General features: G+C 69.0%; 16 protein-coding genes. 11 read left to right on the top strand and 5 right to left on the bottom strand.

From position 1 onward, the window contains the following. Positions 1–11 precede the first annotated feature (11 nt). A complete protein-coding gene (locus tag E8A49_RS05050; RefSeq protein WP_293377053.1) occupies positions 12–2216 on the bottom strand; it encodes a penicillin acylase family protein in 2205 nt (734 codons plus the stop codon). Positions 2217–2425: 209 nt separating this feature from the next. Between E8A49_RS05050 and E8A49_RS05045 the strand changes: the two genes are divergently transcribed. Then, positions 2426–4606 (top strand): TonB-dependent siderophore receptor, encoded by a 2181-nt coding sequence (locus tag E8A49_RS05045; RefSeq protein WP_293377050.1) that lies wholly within the window; start codon positions 2426–2428, stop codon positions 4604–4606. A 252-nt stretch (positions 4607–4858) separates the two neighbouring features. Here the strand turns inward: E8A49_RS05045 and E8A49_RS05040 are convergent, their stop codons facing one another. Further along, positions 4859–6646, bottom strand: coding sequence for a patatin-like phospholipase family protein (locus tag E8A49_RS05040; RefSeq protein ID WP_293377047.1), 1788 nt, complete (start codon positions 6644–6646; stop codon positions 4859–4861). 114 nt (positions 6647–6760) lie between these two features. On the opposite strand from E8A49_RS05040, the gene E8A49_RS05035 reads away from it, so the two are divergent. The 4 genes from E8A49_RS05035 to E8A49_RS05020 all read left to right on the top strand — a co-directional run bounded on the left by E8A49_RS05035 (position 6761) and on the right by E8A49_RS05020 (position 9466). Continuing rightward, the gene (locus E8A49_RS05035) at positions 6761–7603 is read left to right on the top strand and encodes an enoyl-CoA hydratase-related protein (protein WP_293377044.1); all 843 of its coding nucleotides are present in this window, start codon (positions 6761–6763) and stop codon (positions 7601–7603) included. Between the two features lie 59 nt (positions 7604–7662). After that, positions 7663–8070, top strand: a complete 408-nt coding sequence (locus E8A49_RS05030; RefSeq protein WP_293377041.1) for a DUF1489 domain-containing protein — start codon at positions 7663–7665, stop codon at positions 8068–8070. Positions 8071–8194: 124 nt separating this feature from the next. Beyond that, on the top strand, positions 8195–9028 hold the full coding sequence (locus E8A49_RS05025) for a division plane positioning ATPase MipZ (protein ID WP_293377038.1): 834 nt from the start codon (positions 8195–8197) through the stop codon (positions 9026–9028). Between the two features lie 6 nt (positions 9029–9034). Beyond that, positions 9035–9466, top strand: a complete 432-nt coding sequence (locus E8A49_RS05020; protein WP_293377035.1) for a DnaJ domain-containing protein — start codon at positions 9035–9037, stop codon at positions 9464–9466. A gap of 42 nt (positions 9467–9508) precedes the next feature. Here the strand turns inward: E8A49_RS05020 and E8A49_RS05015 are convergent, their stop codons facing one another. Further along, complete coding sequence (locus E8A49_RS05015) at positions 9509–10783, bottom strand: D-alanyl-D-alanine carboxypeptidase family protein (RefSeq protein WP_293377032.1); 1275 nt, start codon at positions 10781–10783, stop codon at positions 9509–9511. Positions 10784–11076: 293 nt separating this feature from the next. Here E8A49_RS05015 and phaP point away from each other — a divergent pair, with 293 nt between their 5' ends. From phaP to E8A49_RS04995, 4 genes are all read left to right on the top strand, one after another. After that, positions 11077–11517: a phasin family protein gene (gene phaP / locus E8A49_RS05010; RefSeq protein WP_293377029.1), complete on the top strand. Its 441-nt coding sequence runs from the start codon at positions 11077–11079 to the stop codon at positions 11515–11517. A gap of 133 nt (positions 11518–11650) precedes the next feature. Beyond that, on the top strand, positions 11651–12112 hold the full coding sequence (locus tag E8A49_RS05005; protein ID WP_293377026.1) for a RidA family protein: 462 nt from the start codon (positions 11651–11653) through the stop codon (positions 12110–12112). Then, the gene (locus tag E8A49_RS05000; protein WP_293377023.1) at positions 12109–12873 is read left to right on the top strand and encodes a glycerophosphodiester phosphodiesterase family protein; all 765 of its coding nucleotides are present in this window, start codon (positions 12109–12111) and stop codon (positions 12871–12873) included. Before E8A49_RS05005 ends, E8A49_RS05000 begins: the two co-directional genes overlap by 4 nt. A 7-nt stretch (positions 12874–12880) precedes the next feature. Continuing rightward, positions 12881–14047 carry a GNAT family N-acetyltransferase gene (locus tag E8A49_RS04995; protein WP_293377020.1) on the top strand — a complete coding sequence of 389 codons (1167 nt, stop codon included), beginning with the start codon at positions 12881–12883 and terminating at the stop codon, positions 14045–14047. Here the strand turns inward: E8A49_RS04995 and E8A49_RS04990 are convergent. Beyond that, a complete protein-coding gene (locus tag E8A49_RS04990; RefSeq protein WP_293377017.1) occupies positions 14044–14634 on the bottom strand; it encodes a DUF4287 domain-containing protein in 591 nt (196 codons plus the stop codon). The genes E8A49_RS04995 and E8A49_RS04990 overlap by 4 nt on opposite strands. A gap of 58 nt (positions 14635–14692) precedes the next feature. On the opposite strand from E8A49_RS04990, the gene E8A49_RS04985 reads away from it, so the two are divergent. Continuing rightward, entirely contained in the window at positions 14693–15130 is a 438-nt protein-coding gene (locus E8A49_RS04985; protein ID WP_293377014.1) for an HIT family protein, read from the top strand. Beyond that, complete coding sequence (locus E8A49_RS04980) at positions 15127–16029, top strand: phytanoyl-CoA dioxygenase family protein (protein ID WP_293377011.1); 903 nt, start codon at positions 15127–15129, stop codon at positions 16027–16029. The genes E8A49_RS04985 and E8A49_RS04980 overlap by 4 nt, the downstream gene beginning before the upstream one ends. Before the next feature lie 70 nt (positions 16030–16099). Here E8A49_RS04980 and clpA read toward each other — a convergent pair. Continuing rightward, a partial coding sequence (gene clpA / locus E8A49_RS04975) for an ATP-dependent Clp protease ATP-binding subunit ClpA (RefSeq protein WP_293377008.1) occupies positions 16100–18084 on the bottom strand: 1985 nt, incomplete at its 5' end.

Genomic DNA, 18084 nt, shown 5'->3' with positions numbered 1-18084 from the left:
CACGAATTGTTTCAACCGCCGGGGTGATAGGTCCGTTCGACGTGGCCGGCGAGCTGGTCGGGGTAGAAATAGACCTCGCGGAAGTTCCCTGAGGCGTACCGCTGCGCCTCGTCGGTGAAGTGCTTCGAGGCCGGATCGCCGCTCTCGCCGCCCGCCGTCACCGCCCGCGCGCGGACCCTGGGCCCGAACTCCACCACGGCCACGAAGCTGTTGCCGCTGGAGCCGTAGTACTTCTTGGTGTCGGGATAGCGCTTGGCCCCGAACGAGGCGAGCGAGCCCCACTGCGCCGAGGCGAAGGGCACGGGGATCGAGGGCAGGGCGTCGTCGAAGTGCGGGGCGATGGCGTCGTCGATCCGCTGGAAGCGGTTGATCTGGCCCCAGGCGACCTTCCAGCTCCCGAAGTCGCGGGTCAGCCGGTCGGCGCTTTCGGCGAGGGCGTCCAGCTTCTGGGCGGCCGTGGCGCGCTCGGCGATGTAGTCGTCCACGTGCATCCCGGCCTTCCTGGCGTCGGCGGCGGTCTTGGCCCACATCGCCTCGCCCCAGCCGACCGCCAGGGCGGTCTCTGTCGAGGCCGCCGACCAGCGGTCATCCCAGGCGCGCAGGGCCGCGATCTGATCGGCCAGCTTCGCCTTCATCGGGTCGCTAGCGGGCAAGGCGCCGTAGGCTGCGAACAGCCCCGGCAGCAGACGCGAGAAGGCCGGCAGCCAGGGATCGAAGTCCGCGTCGATCAGGGTCTGCGGGGTGAAGCCGGAATGGCCGCTCAGCACCTTCACCGCGTGCGGCGTGCGCGGATTGTCGCCGGCCTGGTCCATGTAGCTGGGGAAGTCGGCCTTCTTCGGACTGTCCGGCCCGGCCGCCCGCCACGGACTGTCGTTGGAATTGTAGATCCAGCCGCCGGACGGGCTGATCACCTTCGGCATCTGCGCGAAGGGCGTCATGCCCTGCCAGTCGGTGGCGGGATCGGCGCCGTCCACGGGCTTCGTATAGTCGTAGCGGCTGTCGCGCTTAGGCATGAACTGCGGCAGCAGGAGCGCTGTCTCGCCCTTGTCGTCGGCGAACAGGGTGTTGTTCGAGGAGTTGGCGTCCAGCTCCGCCACCTTCAGGAACGAGGCCAGGTCGTGGGTCTTGGTGCGGCCGAAGGACTGCTCCAGGGCCTCGATGGGCTTGTTCATCAGGGCGATCGCGATCCACTTGCCGTTCTCGGCCTTCACGATCGGGCCGTGGTGGGTGCGGAAGACCGTGAAGGCCTTCGACGCCATGGTCCCGTCGGGCGTGCGGTAGGGCACGGTGATGGTCGAGACGGTCACCGGCCGCAGCGCCGCCCCGTAGCGGTAGAAGGCCTTGCCGTCCTGGCGCACGATGGTCTCGGCGAACTCGTCCACCGTGTCGGCGCCGGTCGAGGTGTGCATCCAGCCCGCGTGGCTGTTGAAGCCCTGGTAGACGAAGAACTGGCCCCAGGTCGCCGCGCCATAGGCGTCCAGCCCCGCGTCGCTGCTCATCTGCAGCTCAGAGCGGAAATAGAACGAGGTGTGCGGATTGATCAGCAGGAGGGCGTGGCCGTCCTTGGTGATCGAGGGCGAGAGCGCCATGCCGTTGGAGCCGGAGGGCTCCTTGAACTTCAGGCTCTCGGCCTCGGCCAGTTCGATCTTGGCCGCCGCGGTTTTGGGGGCGCCGTAGAAGGCCTCGAGCTGGGGCAGGGCGACGTACTTCTCGATATCGCCGCCGATGCTGCCCTCTGTGAAAGACAGCGCCATCCAGGGCTCGAAGTGGCGGATGACCTTCGGATGAGTCTGCGGATGGGTGGCGAGGTAGAAGTTGAGCCCGTCAGCCCAGCCGTTCATCAGCGCCTTCAGCCAGACCGGGCTGGCGGCGTATTTCGCTTTCAGGTCAACGGGATCGACGAACAGCCTGTAGCGTAGATCGGCCCAGATCGCGCCCTGGCCCTCGGCCTCCGCCGTGCGGCCGAGGGCGGTCAGGTAGTTCATTTCGACGCGGTTGAAGTCGTCTTCCGCCTGGGCGTAGACCATGCCGAACACCGCCTGCGCATCGGTCTTCCCGTGCACGTGGGCGATCCCCCAGTCGTCGCGCACGATGGTGACGGCCGCGGCCTCGGCCTTGAGGCGCGCGAGGTCGCCATGAGGACCGGCGGACGCGGCGAGGGCCGGAACGGCGAACGCGCAGGCCGCCGCCAGGATCGCCAAACGCCGCTTCACCATGCCCAAGCTCCAAATCAGCCGAGCGGCGACCTTCGCGACAGGCGCCGGGGAAGGCAAGGGGCCGACAACCGCCCCGACTATCACGGCAATGTCACAGTTCTCATGGCGATGTCCCGGCTTGTGCGCGTGCGGCCAAGGGCCGGGTAGAAGGGGTGATCATGAGGGCGGTCAGTATGAACCTGCGAAGGCGTCTTATTCGCGATTCGGCCGTGGCGTGGCCCGCGGCGGTGCTGATCCTTGCGGGACTGCAAGCCGGCGCGGCCCAAGCTGGCGCCAACACGGACGAGGCCGCCGCGGCCCCCGCCAACCAGGTCTCCGGCGTCGACATCAAGGCGCCGGACAAGCCCGCGCCGAAGCGGCCGGCGGCGGCGCAGAGCGTCCAGGGCGTCGAGGTGGTCGCGCCGCGCAAACTGGCCCTGCCGCTCCTGACCGAGCCGGTGATTGAGACCCCGCAGACCATCACGCTCATCACCGAGCAGGTGATGCAACTGGCCGGGCTCACCGACCTGCGCGACGTGCTGCGCCTGGACCCCAGCGTCAGCAATCACGCCGACGAGGACAGCGGCCAGGGCACGAACGTTCAGATCCGCGGCTTCAGCGCTCGGTTCGACATCTACCGCGACGGCCAGCTGGACCTCGGCCAGTACTACCGCGACCCCTTCGACCTGGAGACGGTGGAGGTGCTGACCGGGCCGTCCTCGGTGCTGTTCGGGCGCGGCTCGACCGGCGGGGCGATCAATGACGTCAGCAAGAAGCCGAGCCTCGACGGGTTCACGGCCGCCACCCTGACCGGCGGCGACGAAGGCCTGGGGCGGCTGACCGGCGACGTGGACGCCCCGCTGTCGGCCACCAGCGCGGTGCGGATCAACGGCATGGCCGACTATTCGCCAACGGCGGGCCGCGACAAGGTCTACACCAGCCGCTTCGGCCTCTCGCCGGTAGTGGCCTTCGGCATGGGTACGCCTACCGAGGTCACCGTCGGCCTGATGCACCAGACCCAGTGGGGCCGGCCGGACTACGGCGTGCCGTGGATCGACATCTCCGGCACCAACGTCAGCCATCCGGCGGCCGTGCCCTGGGGCAACTACTACGGCTTCAAGGACGACTACGCCCGCACCAACGCCGACATCGCCACCGTCGCCCTGAAGCAGGACCTGGCGCCCGGCTGGACCTTCAACGACCAGGCCCGCTACGCCTACTATTCGCGCAACTTCCGTGGGGTCGAGCCAGGCGTCACCCCGATCGTCGCGCCCGGCACGCCGCTCGACGAGGTCACCGTCACCCGCACCGTGCGCGGCCTGCAATCCACCGAGAGCTTCCTGGAGGACCAGGCCGATGTCTCCGGCCGGTTCCAGCTCTGGGGCCTCACCCACAAGCTGGTGTTCGGCGGCGAGGTGGGCCGGCAGACTTCGGATCCCACCACCAACAGCTATTCCGGCGTGCCCGGGACCAACCTGATCTCGCCCGACGAAGACGCCCTCTTCAGCGGGGTGACGAAGGTCAAGTCGCAGGTGAACTTCACCGCCGATACGCTGGGCGCCTATGTCGGCGACACCATCGAATATGGCCGGCTGTTCGAGGCGGAGGGCGTGGTCCGCATCGACCGCTTCGACGCCACCTTCCACAATTCCGTGCCGACCCCGCTCACCCTGCACGAGGACGACACCGAGCCGTCCTACCGCGCCGCCTTCGTCTACAAGCCGGCGCCGGCGGGCCGCATCTACGTGATGTACGGCACTTCCTTCGACCCCTCGGCTGAGGACCTCTCGCTGAGCGCCACGACGGCGGACCTGGCGCCGGAGCGGGAGCACACCGTCGAGGCGGGCATCAAGTGGGAGTTCAACCACCGACAGTTGCTGCTGTCGGCCGCGGCGTTCGACACGGTGCAGGATAATTTCCGCGAGCCGTCGCCCACCGACCCCAGCCTGGAGACCATCGCCGGCACGGCGCGCAGCGAGGGCGTCGAGCTGGAGGCGCAGGGCCATATCACCCCGCGCTGGGTGGTGCTGGCGGGCTACACCTATCTGGACGCCAAGATCATTTCCTCGCCTAACAACGACGTCGGCCAGCCGTTGCAGGACGCGCCTCGCAACAGCCTGCGGCTGTTCTCGGCCTATGACGTCACCGACCGGCTGACAATGGGCGGCGGGATGGACTATTCCTCGAGCCGGGTCCCGGCCTCCGTTCCCGACCCGAACGGCTTCCGCCAGGAGGTTCCAGGCTACGCGACCTTCTCGGTCCTCGCCCGCTACCAGCTGAGGCCGGACCTCAGCCTGCAGGTCAACGTCGATAACCTGTTCGACAAGCACTATTACGACGGCCTCGACGACAACCACCTCAACGTGGGCGCCGGCCGCTCCGTCCATCTGACCCTGGCCTTCCGCCAGTAGCGCCCCGAACGATAACGCCGAGAATCGAAAGGGCGGGCTGGTTTCCCAGCCCGCCCACACCGATCACGGAAAGGTCAGCCCGTAGAAACGGCGTAGATCCAACGTCAGCGGGCCACCCCGTAGGACGTTGATCCAGCAGACATTTCCGGTTGATTGCGGTGAGACACTGGATCACCTCCTTTCAGTTGCTTGAGCAAGGATCTCGAATATGGGTCGGTTCCGGCGCACACGCAAACGTCGCCGTGGCGCATTTCAGCCGATCGCCGCCGGCCGTGTCTTCTGCGCCGCAAGCTCGTCCAGGCTGGGGCGGCGGCGCACCGCCTGGACGGGCACGGAGAGCTTGTCGAGCGCCTCCAGGGTGGCGCGGTAACCCTCGGCCACGGCGGGCGCGTAGGCGCTGAAGTCGCGGATTTCCACCTTCGACACGTCGGGCATCACCAGGACATCGGTGGCGTCGCGTGCGGCAGTCAGGTCGCGGGAGGTGGAGACCGTCGCGGTGCGCATCAGAAGCGAGACGATCGGCGGCCCCTTCTTCCACTCGCCCGACCAGATCCAGCGCCAGACCGAGGCCGGCCGCGCCACGTCGTCGGCGGTGATGCTGCGGCCCTGGGTGACGTCGACGCCGACGATGGGGCCGAGCTGGCTGGCGCGCATCACGTCGGCGGGGAAGTTCTTCATCACCGCCCCGTCCACCAGCACATTGTTGTCGTCGATGGCCGGCGGCAGGATGCCGGGCAGCGAGACCGAGGCCCGGAGCGCCCGGCGCAACAGGCCGCGGCGGTGCATCTGATAGGCGCCCGTGGTCAGGTTCGAGGACAGGCAGAAGAACGGCAGCCATAGGTCGGCGATCTGGGTGTCGCCGAAGTGGTGCGCCAGCCGCTCGTTGACCTTCAGCCCATGGGTCATGGCCAGCAGGGGGAGCGCGATGTCGGCCAGGGGGCTGGTGTTGACGAAGGCCTCCTTGATGCGCTCGTCCATCTCGGCATCGGTCCAGCCCATGGCGACGCCGGCGGCGATCACCGCGCCCATGGAGACCCCGCCCACGAAGTCGATGGGCACGCCGCGTTCGCGCAGCGCCCGGACCGCGCCCACATGGGCGTAGGCCCGCGCCCCGCCGCCGGAAAGCACCAGACCCACCGACTGGCCTGTCAGGATACGGGCGATCCGCTTCAGGTCACCGTCGTGGTCGCGGCGCACGTGGAACAGGCGCGCCGGTGTGGCGGCGTCCAGCCAGGCCTCGGAGCCCTCCGGCCGCGCCAGGTCGGGCGGCTGCAGCAGGATCAGGTCGACGAGCTGTTGGGCCTGCAACGGCGAGGGCACGTCGTGGACGGCCTCTTCCCGCGGTGGCTTGCGGTCGCCGCGGCCGACCCGGAACAGCCGGTCCACCTGCCGGGCCACCATCTGCCGCCAACCGCCGTCGGCGGCCTCGGCGACGTAGAGGACGAAGTCGTGGGTCTTCTCCACGTCGGAGAACCACTCGGTGGGGGCGCTCTGCGCCTCGTGGCCGATGGTGGTGACGCTGTAGCCCAGCCGGGCGATCTCCAGGGTCAGGCGGTCGACGAGGGCGCGCAGGGGCCCGGTCTGGCCCAGTGAGACGAAGCCGAACACCGAGGGCTCGCCGACCCCGCCCTTTGTCACCGCCTGGCGCGAGCGCAGCATCATAAGCTTGGCGAGTTCGATCATCACCGCGGTGTCGGCCTCGCAGGCCTCGAAGAAGACGTCGCGCGGCACGGCTATGATCTCGCTGTCGCGCAGGGCGACCACGTCGGCGGAGTGCGGCGCGGCGGCGATCAGCGACATTTCGCCGGCCGGCTCGCCCGGGCGGATCACGCCCAGGAACTGGGTCTCGTGGCCTGGCTCACGGCGGAAGGCGCCAAGCCGCCCGGCGCGCACGAAGAACAACTCCTCGGAGCTGTCGCCGGCCGAGAACAGGGTCTGGCCGCCAGGCAGGGAGAACCATGTGGATTCCTGCTGCACGCGCTCCTGATGGAAGAGCCGCGCCAGCGCCGACTCGTCGGGAATGTCAGGCAGCCGGGACACAGGCGCAGAGCCTATCGCCCCCGGAGAGTCGGAGCTATGGCTTCGCGGTCGCTTCCGCCGGCGCCGCGGCGCGGCCCGAGACGCTGAGCTGGCGCGCAGATAAAGGACCCCGCCATGTCGAACCCCATCGCCGATCCTTTGGTCGAGTTGCCGGACGTGAGCCCCACCGCCGACCTGGTGCGGATCGAGGGGACGGAAAGCGGCGCGGTGACGGTGACCCTGAACCGGGCGGCCAAGAAGAACGCCTTCGACGCCGGCCTGATCTCCGCCATGGCCGAGGCCTTCGAGACGCTGCGCGGCGCCGAGGGCGTGCGCGTCGTCTTCCTGCGCGGTGCGGGCGGGACCTTCAGCGCCGGCGCCGACCTCGACTGGATGCGCGAGGCGGTGGACCGCACAGAGGCCGACAACCGCGAGGACGCCTTCGCCATGGCCCGCATGCTGAAGGCGCTCTGGGACCTGCCGCACCTGACGGTGGCCCTGGTGGAGGGCGCGGCGTTCGGCGGCGGCGCCGGCGTGGTGGCGGCGTGCGACGCGGCGGTGGCCGTGGCGGACGCCCGCTTCAGCTTCTCCGAGGTCAAGCTGGGCCTGATCCCGGCGACGGTCAGCCCCTATGTGGTGGCCGCCATCGGGCCGCGGGCGGCCCGCGGCCTGTTCGCCAGCGGCCGGGCCTTCGACGCCGAGCACGCCTTGCGCATCGGCCTGGTCAGCGAGGTCGTGGCCGACGCCGCGGCGCTGGACGCCGCGCGGGATCGGATCGGCGCGGAGATGCTGGCCTGCGCGCCCGGCGCGGTGGCCGACGCCAAGGACCTGGTGGGCGACGTCTACGGCCGCGAGATCGATCACGGGCTGATGGAGGAGACCGCCAAGCGTATCGCCGCAGCCCGGGTCGGCGAGGAAGGCCAGGAGGGCGTGCGCGCCTTCCTGGAACGCCGCAAGCCGAGCTGGGCCGGCGGCTGAGACCGTCTGCGGCCAAAGCCCCTCTGGCCAAAATGGAGGGCGCGACCTAATCCAAGGTCATGGTCCTGCACATGATCAAGCTGGTGGTCGGCTGCGACACGGTCGAGGAGCTGCTCGAATGGCGGGCGGCCCACACGCCCGGCCAGCCCTGGATCCTGCGCACCCGGCAGACGCCCAAGCGGGCGGCGGAGTTGATGGACGGCGGTTCGGTCTACCGCGTCTTCAAAGGCATGATCCTCTGCCGCCAGGCGATCCTGGACGTGAACACGGTGGGCGAGGGGCCTGCCGCCCGCTGCGAGGTGACGCTCGACGAGACCCCATTGCGCGTGGCGCCGACCCCGCGCCGCGCCTTCCAGGGCTGGCGCTATCTCGAGGGCAAGGATGCGCCGCCCGATCTGGCGCAGGACAGCTTCGGCGACGTTCCCGCCGAACTCGCCCGCCAGTTGCGCGAAGTGGGCGCCTGGTAGGCCTCCGCGCCGGCCAATCCACAGCCGGCGGCCATCGGCGCGTTGACCTCGCTTCGCCCGGCGCGCTCACCTAGGCCAGACGTGAGTCGGCCCTCAGCCGATTCGTTTCCGGAGACTTAAGACCATGCCGCAGGCCAGCGTCATCGTGGTGGGCAACGAAAAGGGCGGGGCGGGCAAGTCCACCATCGCCATCCATACCGCCGCAGCCCTGCTGCACGCCGAGGCCAAGGTCGCGGTGCTGGACCTGGACCTGCGCCAGCAGTCCATGGGCCACTTCTTCGCCAACCGCCGCGCGTGGCTGGCCGCCAACGACGTCACGGCCCCGATGCCGATCGAACATCCGCTGAGCGCCGATGGCAAGACCCTGGCCAAGGCCTCCGACGCCGAGGCCCTGGCCCGCTTCGAGGACGCCTTCGCCGACGTCGCCCAGCGCGCCGACTTCGTGCTGATCGACACCCCCGGCAGTGACACCGCCATCAGCCGCGCCGCCCATGGCCTGGCCGACCTGATCGTCACCCCGATGAACGACAGCTTCGTCGACTTCGACATGCTGGGCGTGGTCGACCCGGTGACGCTCGAGCTGAAGCGCCACAGCCTCTATTCCGAGACGGTCTGGGAAAGCCGCAAGGCCCGCGCGGTCAAGGACCGCAAGCAGATCGACTGGGTGGTGCTGCGCAACCGCCTGGCGCCGACTGAGGCGCGCAACCGCAAGCGCCTGGAGGAGAGGATCGAGGCGCTGTCGCGCAAGGTCGGCTTCCGCATCGGCCCAGGCCTGCGCGACCGGGTGATCTACCGCGAGCTGTTCCCCTTCGGCCTGACGGTGGCGGACCTGTCGCCGTCGATCCGCCCGGTGGTCATGTCGCTGCAGCACGTGGCCGCGCGCCAGGAACTGCGGGCCCTGATGACCGCGCTCGGCCTTTCCGGCTTCTCTGACGCCGAGCAGATCGCCGCGGAATAGGCGCCCATGCTCTACCTCGCCTTCGGGGCGGCGATCCTGTGGCTGTTGGTGGGGCTCGGGCGGGGACAGACGGTGTTCAAGCGCCGGGAGTGGCGGCTGCTGTCCGGCGCCTTCGCGCTCGCGGCCTTCGCGGCGGCCGCCTACGTTGGCCTACGCGGGGGCTGGGAGATTTCGATCATCCTGGTGATCCTGGGCCTGTGGCTTGTGACCTCGGCGCGGATCAACGGGCCGAGGGCGGCCGTCCCTCCGCCGCCGCCGGAGCGCGGCATGAGCCGTCAGGAGGCTTGCTCGATCCTGGGCGTTGGGCCTGACGCCACGGCTGACGAAATCCAGGCCGCCTACAGCCGGTTGATACGCATGGCCCACCCGGACAAGGGCGGCACGACGGGCCTCGCGGCGCAGCTCAACGCCGCACGCGATCGATTGCTGAGCGACTAGTTCCCGGCGAGTTCGAAGGCGCCGGCTCGCCAGCCCGTCAGATCAGGCGGGGTCGATCACCACGCAGGCAAGCCGCCGGGCCTTGAGGGCGTGGCAGGCGTCCTTGGCGTCGGTTTCGGTCAGGCCGGTGAACACCGCCTTGTAGCGCCGCCCGGCCTTGTCGGCCGCGCCGCGGGCGCCGTCGAAATGGTCGGCGAACTTCTTCTCGACCAAGGCGATCTGGGCGTGGGCCTCGGACTTGGAGTGGAATTCTCCCACCTGCACGGCCCACTTGGCCTTGGTGATGTGGGCGCGGGTCTCGACCGTGACCTTGCCGGCCCTGGCGGCGGGCGCGCCGGTGAGCTGGATCTTCAGCGAATCCTGGTCGCCATCGCCCTGTTCCACCGGCGGGCGCACCACCGGGCCGTTCAACTCGGTCGGCTCGAACATGTTCTGGGCCACGACGATCTTCTCGCCGTTGGCGCGGCGGCGCATGACGTCGAAGCCGGTGAGCAGCAGGTCCTCGGCGTTCTGGTCGCGCGCCACGCGGGTCGGCCCGCCCATCACCACCACGATCAGGCGGCGGTCGTCGCGCACGCCGGAGACGGCGATGTTGAAGCCCGAAGCGTTGGTGAAGCCGGTCTTGAGCCCGTCCACGCCGGGACCCAGCAGATGGTTGTGGCTGGTGATCTCACGGCCCCGGAACGGGAACTCTTCCAGGCTGAAGTAGTGGTAGTACTGCGGGAAGTCGCGCATCACCGCGCGCGACATGATGGCGATGTCGCGGGCCGTCGACAGGTTGCGGCTGTCGGGCAGGCCGTTGGCGTTGGCGAAGTGGGTGTTCTGCATGCCCAGCTCCTGGGCGCGGAGGGTCATCAGGGCGGAGAAGCGGCTTTCCGTGCCGCCCAGCTTCTCGCCCATGGCGACGGCGGCGTCGTTGGCCGACAGCGTGGTCATGGCCTCGATGGCCTCGTCCACGGAGATGGAGTCGCCGGGGCGCACGCCCAGCTTCGACGGCGCCTGGGCCGCGGCGTGCGGCGAGAACGTCACCCGGTCCTCCAGGTGCAGCTTGCCCGAAGCCAGGGCCTCGAAGGTCAGGTAGAGCGTCATCACCTTGGTGATCGAGGCCGGGTAGCGCGGGCTGTCGGCATGCTTGGCGTAGAGGATCTCGCCCGTCTTGGCGTCCACCACGACGGCCGCGTACTTGGTCTGCGAGGCCGCCAGCAGGTTCTGGAAATAGGGGATTTGGGCGGCGGCCGGGGTGGCGATGGAACCCAGGGCGGTGGTGGCGGCCAGACCTAACGCGAGGAACAGCCGGCGGGCGCGCGTGGCGATCATGCTTCGTCCGTCGAATCAAAGGTTTGCGAACAGCGTCAGACTGCTCGTGAATCTCCGTAGCATGACAGCCTGAACCTGAAATTAGAGTAAACAGGAATTGAACGGGCTGAAATGTCGCGGCGCCCGCAGATGGGCTGAAACCGCTTGGCCCGCAAGCGACTCGTTCGCCATTCACGTCGTTGTGCAGTGCACAAAAGTCGTTGACTGCTGCACTGCAACATGAGACAACAGCCCTGCGTTGATCGGCGATCACCCCCGGATCGTCCGTACCGCCCTCAAACCAGGAGCTCACCATGGCCGCCGCCGCCGCCGAAGCCGTGAAGTCCACGGTCGACCAGTTCACCACCGCCTCCAACACCGCCTTCAAGGACGGCGTCGAGAAGACCCTCGCCGCCCTGAACGACGCCAACGCCCATTCCAAGAAGAACCTGGAAGCGGTCGTGGCCTCGGTCACCGCCGCCACCAAGGGCGCGGAAGCCCTGGGCGCCCAGGCGATGGCCTTCTCCAAGACCTCCTTCGAGTCGAACGTCGCGGCCGCCAAGTCGCTGACCTCGGCCAAGAGCGTGCAGGAAGTCGTCGAGCTGCAGACCTCCTTCGCCAAGACCGCGCTGGAAGCCTACATGGCCGAGATGGGCCGCATGACCGAGACCGTTTCGGCCTCGGTGAAGGACAGCATGAAGCCGCTGAACGAGCGCATGACCGCCATGGTCGAGCGCCTGCAAGCCGCTCGCTAAGACAACCAGTCTCCCGCGTACGGCCCCAGCGTTAGTACGGGACCGATGGGCGTGAAGGGCCGGAGCGAAAGCTCCGGCCCTTTTCTCGTGAGGTGTCTGTTCTCCGGCGAACTTGGGCGCTAGACCTTCGCCCATGTCACAGATCGAAGACCGCCTGGCCGCCGCCGGTATCGTCCTGCCGCAGCCGAACGCCCCTGTCGCCAACTACGTCCCCTTCGTGCGGGTAGGCGACCTCGTCCACATCTCCGGCCAGGTGTCCCTGGACGCCAATGGCGGGATCAAGGGCGTGGTCGGCGAGGATGTCGACATGGAGGCCGCCAAGCGCGCGGCCCGGCTGTGCGGCCTATCGCTGCTGGCCCAGATGCGCGCCGCCTGTGAAGGCGACCTCGACCGGGTGGTGCGGGTGGTCAAGCTGGGCGGCTTCGTCCAGGCCGGCCCGAACTTCATCGAGATCCCGCAGGTGGTGAACGGCTGCTCGGACCTGATGGTCGAGGCCTTCGGCGACGCCGGCCGCCACGCCCGCTCGGCGGTGGGCGTCTATCGCCTGCCGATGAACTTCGCCGTCGAGGTCGACGCGGTGGTGGCCATCCGGTGAGAGACACCGAACGGCAGGCGCAATTCGGCGAGGCGTGGGAGCGGCTCTTCCACCCGCCGGTGGCGCACCGCGGCTTGTGGAGCCCCGATGGGGCGCCGGAGAACTCGCTCGCCGCCTTCCAGGCCGCCTGCGCCGCGGGCTACGGCATCGAACTCGATGTGCAGCTTTCCGCCGACGGCGAGGCCATGGTCTTCCACGACGACGACCTGGCGCGGATGACCGGCGCGCCGGGCCGGCTCGGCGACCGCACCGCCGCCGAGCTGGCCGAGCTGCGCCTGAAGGGGACAGACGAGCGCATCCCGACCCTGGTCGAGACCCTGGCCCTGGTCGGCCGCCGGGCGCTGGTCCATATCGAGCTGAAGACGCCCTACGGCCGGGTCGGGCCGCTGGAGCAGCGCACCCACGAGATCATCATCGACCACGCGGGCCCGGTCTGCGTGATCGGCTTCAACCCCTACAGCCACGCCTGGTTCGCCGAGCGGTTCCCGGGCGTCCTGCGCGGCCTCGATTCCTATTCCTACGACCGCGCCCCGCAGCTTTCGGAGGAACAGCGCTGCAGCTTCGCGCGGCTGGAGCATGTGGCCATCGCCCGGCCGCATTTCCTGGCGCTCGGCCTCGACATGCTGCCCAGCGAGGCGGCCAGCGGCCTGCGCGTCGAGGGCCTGCCGGTCATCGCCTGGACCGTGCGCAAGCCGGAGCAGTGGGAGGCGGTGCGCGACAGTTGCGACAACCTGATCTTCGAAGGTTTCGCCCCTTGCTGAGGCTCCGATGACCGCCCTGAAGCCGGCGGTCACCGTGGCCCGCCGCATCGCCGAGATCGGGCGCGAGGCCTGGGACGCCTGCGCCGCCAACCCCGCCTACGCCGGCAACCCGTTCATCCAATACGATTTCCTGGACGCCCTGGAAGAGTCGAGCTGCGCGGTGGAGCGCACCGGCTGGGGTCCGACGCATCTGGCGGTGGAGGATGAGGCGGGCCGGGTGGCCGCGGTCATGCCGCTCTACCGCAAGTCCCACAGCCAGGGGGAATACATCTTCGACCACGCCTGGGCCGACGCCTACGAGCGGGCGGGCGGGCAGTACTATCCGAAGCTGCTGTCGGCCGCGCCCTTCACCCCGGCCACCGGCGCGCGCCTGCTGGCCCGGCCGGACGTGAATGAGGACGAGGCGCGGGCCTTCCTGTTGGGCGGGGCGCTGACGCTCTGCGAGCGCTACGGGACCTCGTCCCTGCACATCAACTTCCCCACCGAGGCCGAGTGGCGCTGGATGGGCGGGCAGGGCCTGGCGCTGCGCGAAGGCCAGCAATACCACTGGGAGAACCGCGGCTACGCTGCGTTCGAGGACTTCCTGGGGGCGCTCAGCTCGGGCCGGCGCAAGACCATCCGGCGCGAGCGCCGCGACGCAGGGCAGGGGCTTGAGATACTCTGCCTGACCGGGGCGGACATCGGCGAAGAGCACTGGGACGCCTTCTTTGGCTTCTACATGGACACCGGCTCGCGCAAGTGGGGCCGGCCCTATCTGTCGCGGCCGTTCTTCTCGCTGCTGGGCGAGCGGATGGCCGACCGTGTGTTGCTGGTCATGGCTAGGCGCGGCGAGCGCTGGATCGCCGGCGCGCTCAACCTGATCGGCGACGACTGCCTCTATGGCCGCAACTGGGGCTGCGTCGAGGACGTGCCCTTCCTGCATTTCGAGCTCTGCTACTACCAGGCCATCGACTGGGCCATCGCCCACGGCCTGGCCCGCGTCGAGGCCGGCGCGCAAGGCCAGCACAAGATCGCCCGCGGCTATCTGCCGAGGCCCGTCTACTCCGCCCACTACATCGCCGACCCGGCGCTGCGCGGTCCCGTCGAACGTTTCTTGATGCAGGAACGCCAGGGCGTCGAGCAGGAGATGGAGTGGCTGGCGGAGGAGTATTCGCCGTTCAAGGCGGAGAGCTAACTCCGCTCCCACGCCTGTCTCAGAAGCGCGGGATCGAGGTCGGCGGGACTCTCCAGCAGCATCCGGGCCTTCAGCCGCTCCGACCAGCTCTCGTTCTTCGGCGCTTCCAGGCGCGGGTCGGCGTCGGGCGCGAGCGCCAGGCCCAGCATGGCCTTGCCGCCTTTCACCGGCCGGAGCGAGGCGAACTGGAACTCGCGGGAGAAGGCGGTGAATTGCTTGCGCTGGCCCATGACCACGTCGGGCAGGGCGGTGGCCGCGGCCTGCGCCGCCTCCAGGATCGCCCGCGACGCCGGGTCGGCCCACAGCGCCTCGCGCAGCGCATCGGCCTCGGCCCAGCCGCCGGTCTCGGACGGAAAGGCGACAGACAGCACGTGCATGGCGCGGTTCTGCAAGAGGCCGTAGTTAGCCTTGAACCAGGCGGCCTGGGCGCGGGGCTTGGTCTCCGGACAGGTCCTGGCGATCGCCACCCATTCCTCGAGGGTCTTGCCGGTGTCGCGCTCGAGGCTGGCCTGCACCGAGGCGAACCACTTCTGCTGGCGCGGCGAAAGCCCGCTGGGCGGCGTCAGTTTGTCATCGCCGGCGGCCATCGTTTCACCCTCCAGAGCGATTTGCTACGATTGTTACAATCAGGGGGACTTAAGCGTCATGAGCTTGGACGGGACCTACGACGACGGCAACATCTTCGCCAAGATCCTGCGTGGCGAGGCGCCGGCCGCCCGGGTGTTCGAGGACGACCACGTCTTCGCCTTCATGGACGTCTTCCCGCAGGCCCGCGGCCACACCCTGGTGATCCCCAAGCACTCCCAGGCCCGCAACCTGCTGGACGAGGAGCCGGCGGTGCTGACCCAGGTCATCCTGGGCGTCCAGCGGGTGGCCCGCGCCGTGCGCGCGGCGCTGAAGCCCGACGGCCTGGTGGTCACGCAGTTCAATGGCGCGACCGCCGGCCAGACGGTCTACCACCTGCATTTCCACATCATCCCGCGCTGGGAGGGCGTCGAACTGGGTCGCCATGCGGCCGGCGGCATGGCCGATCCTACGGAGCTGAAGGCGCTCGCCGCTGAGATCGCGGCCCAGATCGCGTGAGCCTGCCGGACGTTCCCTGGTTCGAGAGCGACGGCCTGGACGCCTATCTGGCGAGGGCCGGTCTTGACGCCGACGCCGAGGTCTTCGTCCGCGACCTGGCGCGGGACGGCTATGCGGTGGTCGACCTGGGCGAGGCGGCCCGCGCCCTCTGCGACCAAGCCGTCGCCGAGACCGAAGCCTATTTCGACGCCGGCGCGGTGCGCGTGCAGGACGCCTGGCGCCGGTCGCCCGCCGTGCGGCGCCTGGCGGTCTGGCCGGCCATGCGCGAGCGGCTGCGCGCGGCCTATGGACGCGACCCGTTTCCCTTCCAGACGCTCAACTTCCGGCGCGGCAGCACCCAGGCGCTGCATGCCGACACCGTGCACTTCCACAGCGTGCCGGCGCGCTTCATGTGCGGCGTCTGGATCGCGCTTGAGGACGTGCGGCCCGACGCTGGCCCCCTGGTCTACTATCCCGGCAGCCACCGCCTGCCGGTGATGACGATGCGCGATGCGGGCGTGAACGCCGGCCGCGCCCAGCCGGACGACTATGCGCTGCATTTCGAGCCACGCTTCGCCGAGCGCATCGATGGTGCCGGCCTGCCACGGCGGCAAGCCGAGCTGAAGAAGGGCCAGGCCCTGGTCTGGGCGGCCAACCTGGCGCACGGCGGCGCGCCGATCCTCGACCCGGATTCCACGCGCCGGTCCCTGGTGGTCCACTGCTATTTCGAGGACTGCCTCTACTACACGCCGATGAGTTCGGACGAGGCGGCGGGCGACCTCGACCTGCGGATGCCGCCCAACGTCAGGACCGGCCGCTGGGCCTGGCCGAAGCGCAATGGCTGGCCGGCTCCGCTCGCCCCGATCCTGGTCGCCCGCGCCGTACTGGCTGGCGTCCGCCGCCAGCCGTTCGTGGACTGAACCAGCCGTCCACGAAAAAGCCCCAGGCGCGGACCTGGGGCTTCTCGTCTCTGAAGGTGACCGGCGAAGCCTAGTCGACCGTGGCCACCTCGACCGCCGCGGCGGGCGCCTCGATGACCGGTGCGCCCGGCTCGTGGTCGTCGCCCTCGATGTCGAAGGCCAACTTGCCGTCGCGCAGCACCACCTTAACGTGGCCGCCCTTGACCAGCTTGCCGAACAGGATCTCGTCGGCCAGCGGCTTCTTGATGTTCTCCTGGATGACCCGGGCCAGCGGCCGGGCGCCGTAGAGCTCGTCGAAGCCGTTCTTGGCCAGCCAGTCGGCCGCCTCGTCGGTGGTCTCGATGGTGACGTGGCGGTCGGCCAGCTGGGCTTCCAGCTGGATAACGAACTTCTGCACCACCTGGCGGATGATCTCCGGCGTCAGCGCCTTGAAGGCCACCACCGCGTCGAGGCGGTTGCGGAACTCCGGCGTGAACACCCGCTTGATCGCCTCCTCGGCCTCGTCGTCCTGCTTCCCGCGGCCGAAGCCGATGGAGTTGCGCTGGGCGTCGGCGGCGCCGGCGTTGGTGGTCATGATCAGGACCACGTTGCGGAAGTCGATCTTCTTGCCGTTGCTATCGGTCAGCGCGCCGTGGTCCATGACCTGCAGCAGGATGTTGTAGACATCCGGGTGCGCCTTTTCGATCTCGTCCAGCAGGACGACGGCGTGCGGGTGTTGATCCACCGCGTCGGTCAAGAGGCCGCCCTGGTCGAAGCCCACATAGCCGGGAGGCGCGCCGATCAGGCGGCTCACGGTATGGCGCTCCATGTACTCGCTCATGTCGAAGCGCAGCAGTTCGATGCCCAGCGTCGAGGCGAGCTGACGGGCCGTCTCGGTCTTGCCGGTGCCGGTGGGGCCCGAGAACAGATAGCAGCCGATCGGCTTGTTGCCGTCGCGCAGGCCCGCGCGCGCCATCTTCATGGCCGCGGAGAGCTGTTCGATGGCGTCGTCCTGGCCGTAGACCGCGCGCTTCAGGTCGGTTTCGAGCTGCTTCAGCGCCTCGGTGTCGGACTTCGACACCGACTTCGGCGGGATGCGGGCGATCTTGGCGACGACGCTTTCGATCTCCTTCAGGCCGATGGTCTTCTTCCGCTTGCCCTCGGGCAGCAGCATCTGGCTGGCGCCGGCCTCGTCGATGATGTCGATCGCCTTGTCCGGCAGCTTGCGGTCGTTGATGTACTTGGCCGACAGCTCCACAGCCGCCTTGATGGCGTCGTTGGTGTAGCGGAGCTTGTGGAACTCCTCGTAGTAGATCTTCAGGCCCTTCAGGATCTTGATCGTGTCGTCGATGGTGGGCTCGTTGACGTCGATCTTCTGGAACCGGCGGACGAGCGCGCGGTCCTTCTCGAAGTGCTGGCGGAACTCCTTGTAGGTGGTCGACCCCATGCACCGCAGGGTGCCGGAGGCCAGCGCCGGCTTCAGCAGGTTGGAGGCGTCCATCGCCCCGCCTGAGGTCGCGCCCGCGCCGATCACCGTGTGGATCTCGTCGATGAACAGCACCGCGTCGGGATGGTTCTCGAGTTCCTTGACCACCTGCTTGACGCGTTCCTCGAAGTCGCCGCGGTAGCGGGTGCCGGCGAGCAGCGAGCCCATGTCCAGCGAGAAGATGGTCGAGCCCGCCAGGACCTCGGGCACCTGGTGGTTGACGATCTTGCGCGCCAGGCCCTCGGCGATGGCGGTCTTGCCAACGCCAGGGTCGCCCACCAGGAGCGGGTTGTTCTTGGTGCGCCGGCACAGGATCTGGATGCAGCGCTCCACCTCGGCCGAGCGGCCGATCAGCGGGTCGACCTTGCCCTGCTTGGCCTTCTCGTTGAGGTTCACACAGTAGGCTTCCAGCGCCTCGCCGCCGGTCTTGACGGTGGGCTTGTCCTCGTCGTCCGAGGCGCCCTTCACGGGCTTGGATTCCGCTGCGCCGGCCTTCTTGGCGATGCCGTGGGCGATGTAGTTGACCGCGTCGTAGCGGGTCATGTCCTGCTCTTGCAGGAAGTAGGCGGCGTGGCTCTCGCGCTCGGAGA

The sequence above is a fragment of the Phenylobacterium sp. genome (assembly GCF_004799515.1).
Lineage (GTDB): Bacteria > Pseudomonadota > Alphaproteobacteria > Caulobacterales > Caulobacteraceae > Phenylobacterium.
The sequence above is the reverse complement of the archived record's forward strand: the minus strand, read 5'-3'. Positions and strand labels throughout refer to the sequence as shown.

Coding starts and splice junctions, on each gene's coding strand:
- phaP (WP_293377029.1), top strand. CDS start 11,077: ATGGCCGCCGCCGCCGCCGAAGCCGTGAAGTCCACGGTCGACCAGTTC.
- E8A49_RS05050 (WP_293377053.1), bottom strand. CDS start 2,216: ATGGTGAAGCGGCGTTTGGCGATCCTGGCGGCGGCCTGCGCGTTCGCC.
- E8A49_RS04995 (WP_293377020.1), top strand. CDS start 12,881: ATGACCGCCCTGAAGCCGGCGGTCACCGTGGCCCGCCGCATCGCCGAG.
- E8A49_RS05025 (WP_293377038.1), top strand. CDS start 8,195: ATGCCGCAGGCCAGCGTCATCGTGGTGGGCAACGAAAAGGGCGGGGCG.
- E8A49_RS05030 (WP_293377041.1), top strand. CDS start 7,663: ATGGTCCTGCACATGATCAAGCTGGTGGTCGGCTGCGACACGGTCGAG.
- E8A49_RS05020 (WP_293377035.1), top strand. CDS start 9,035: ATGCTCTACCTCGCCTTCGGGGCGGCGATCCTGTGGCTGTTGGTGGGG.
- E8A49_RS04985 (WP_293377014.1), top strand. CDS start 14,693: ATGAGCTTGGACGGGACCTACGACGACGGCAACATCTTCGCCAAGATC.
- E8A49_RS05005 (WP_293377026.1), top strand. CDS start 11,651: ATGTCACAGATCGAAGACCGCCTGGCCGCCGCCGGTATCGTCCTGCCG.
- E8A49_RS04990 (WP_293377017.1), bottom strand. CDS start 14,634: ATGGCCGCCGGCGATGACAAACTGACGCCGCCCAGCGGGCTTTCGCCG.
- E8A49_RS05015 (WP_293377032.1), bottom strand. CDS start 10,783: ATGATCGCCACGCGCGCCCGCCGGCTGTTCCTCGCGTTAGGTCTGGCC.
- E8A49_RS05035 (WP_293377044.1), top strand. CDS start 6,761: ATGTCGAACCCCATCGCCGATCCTTTGGTCGAGTTGCCGGACGTGAGC.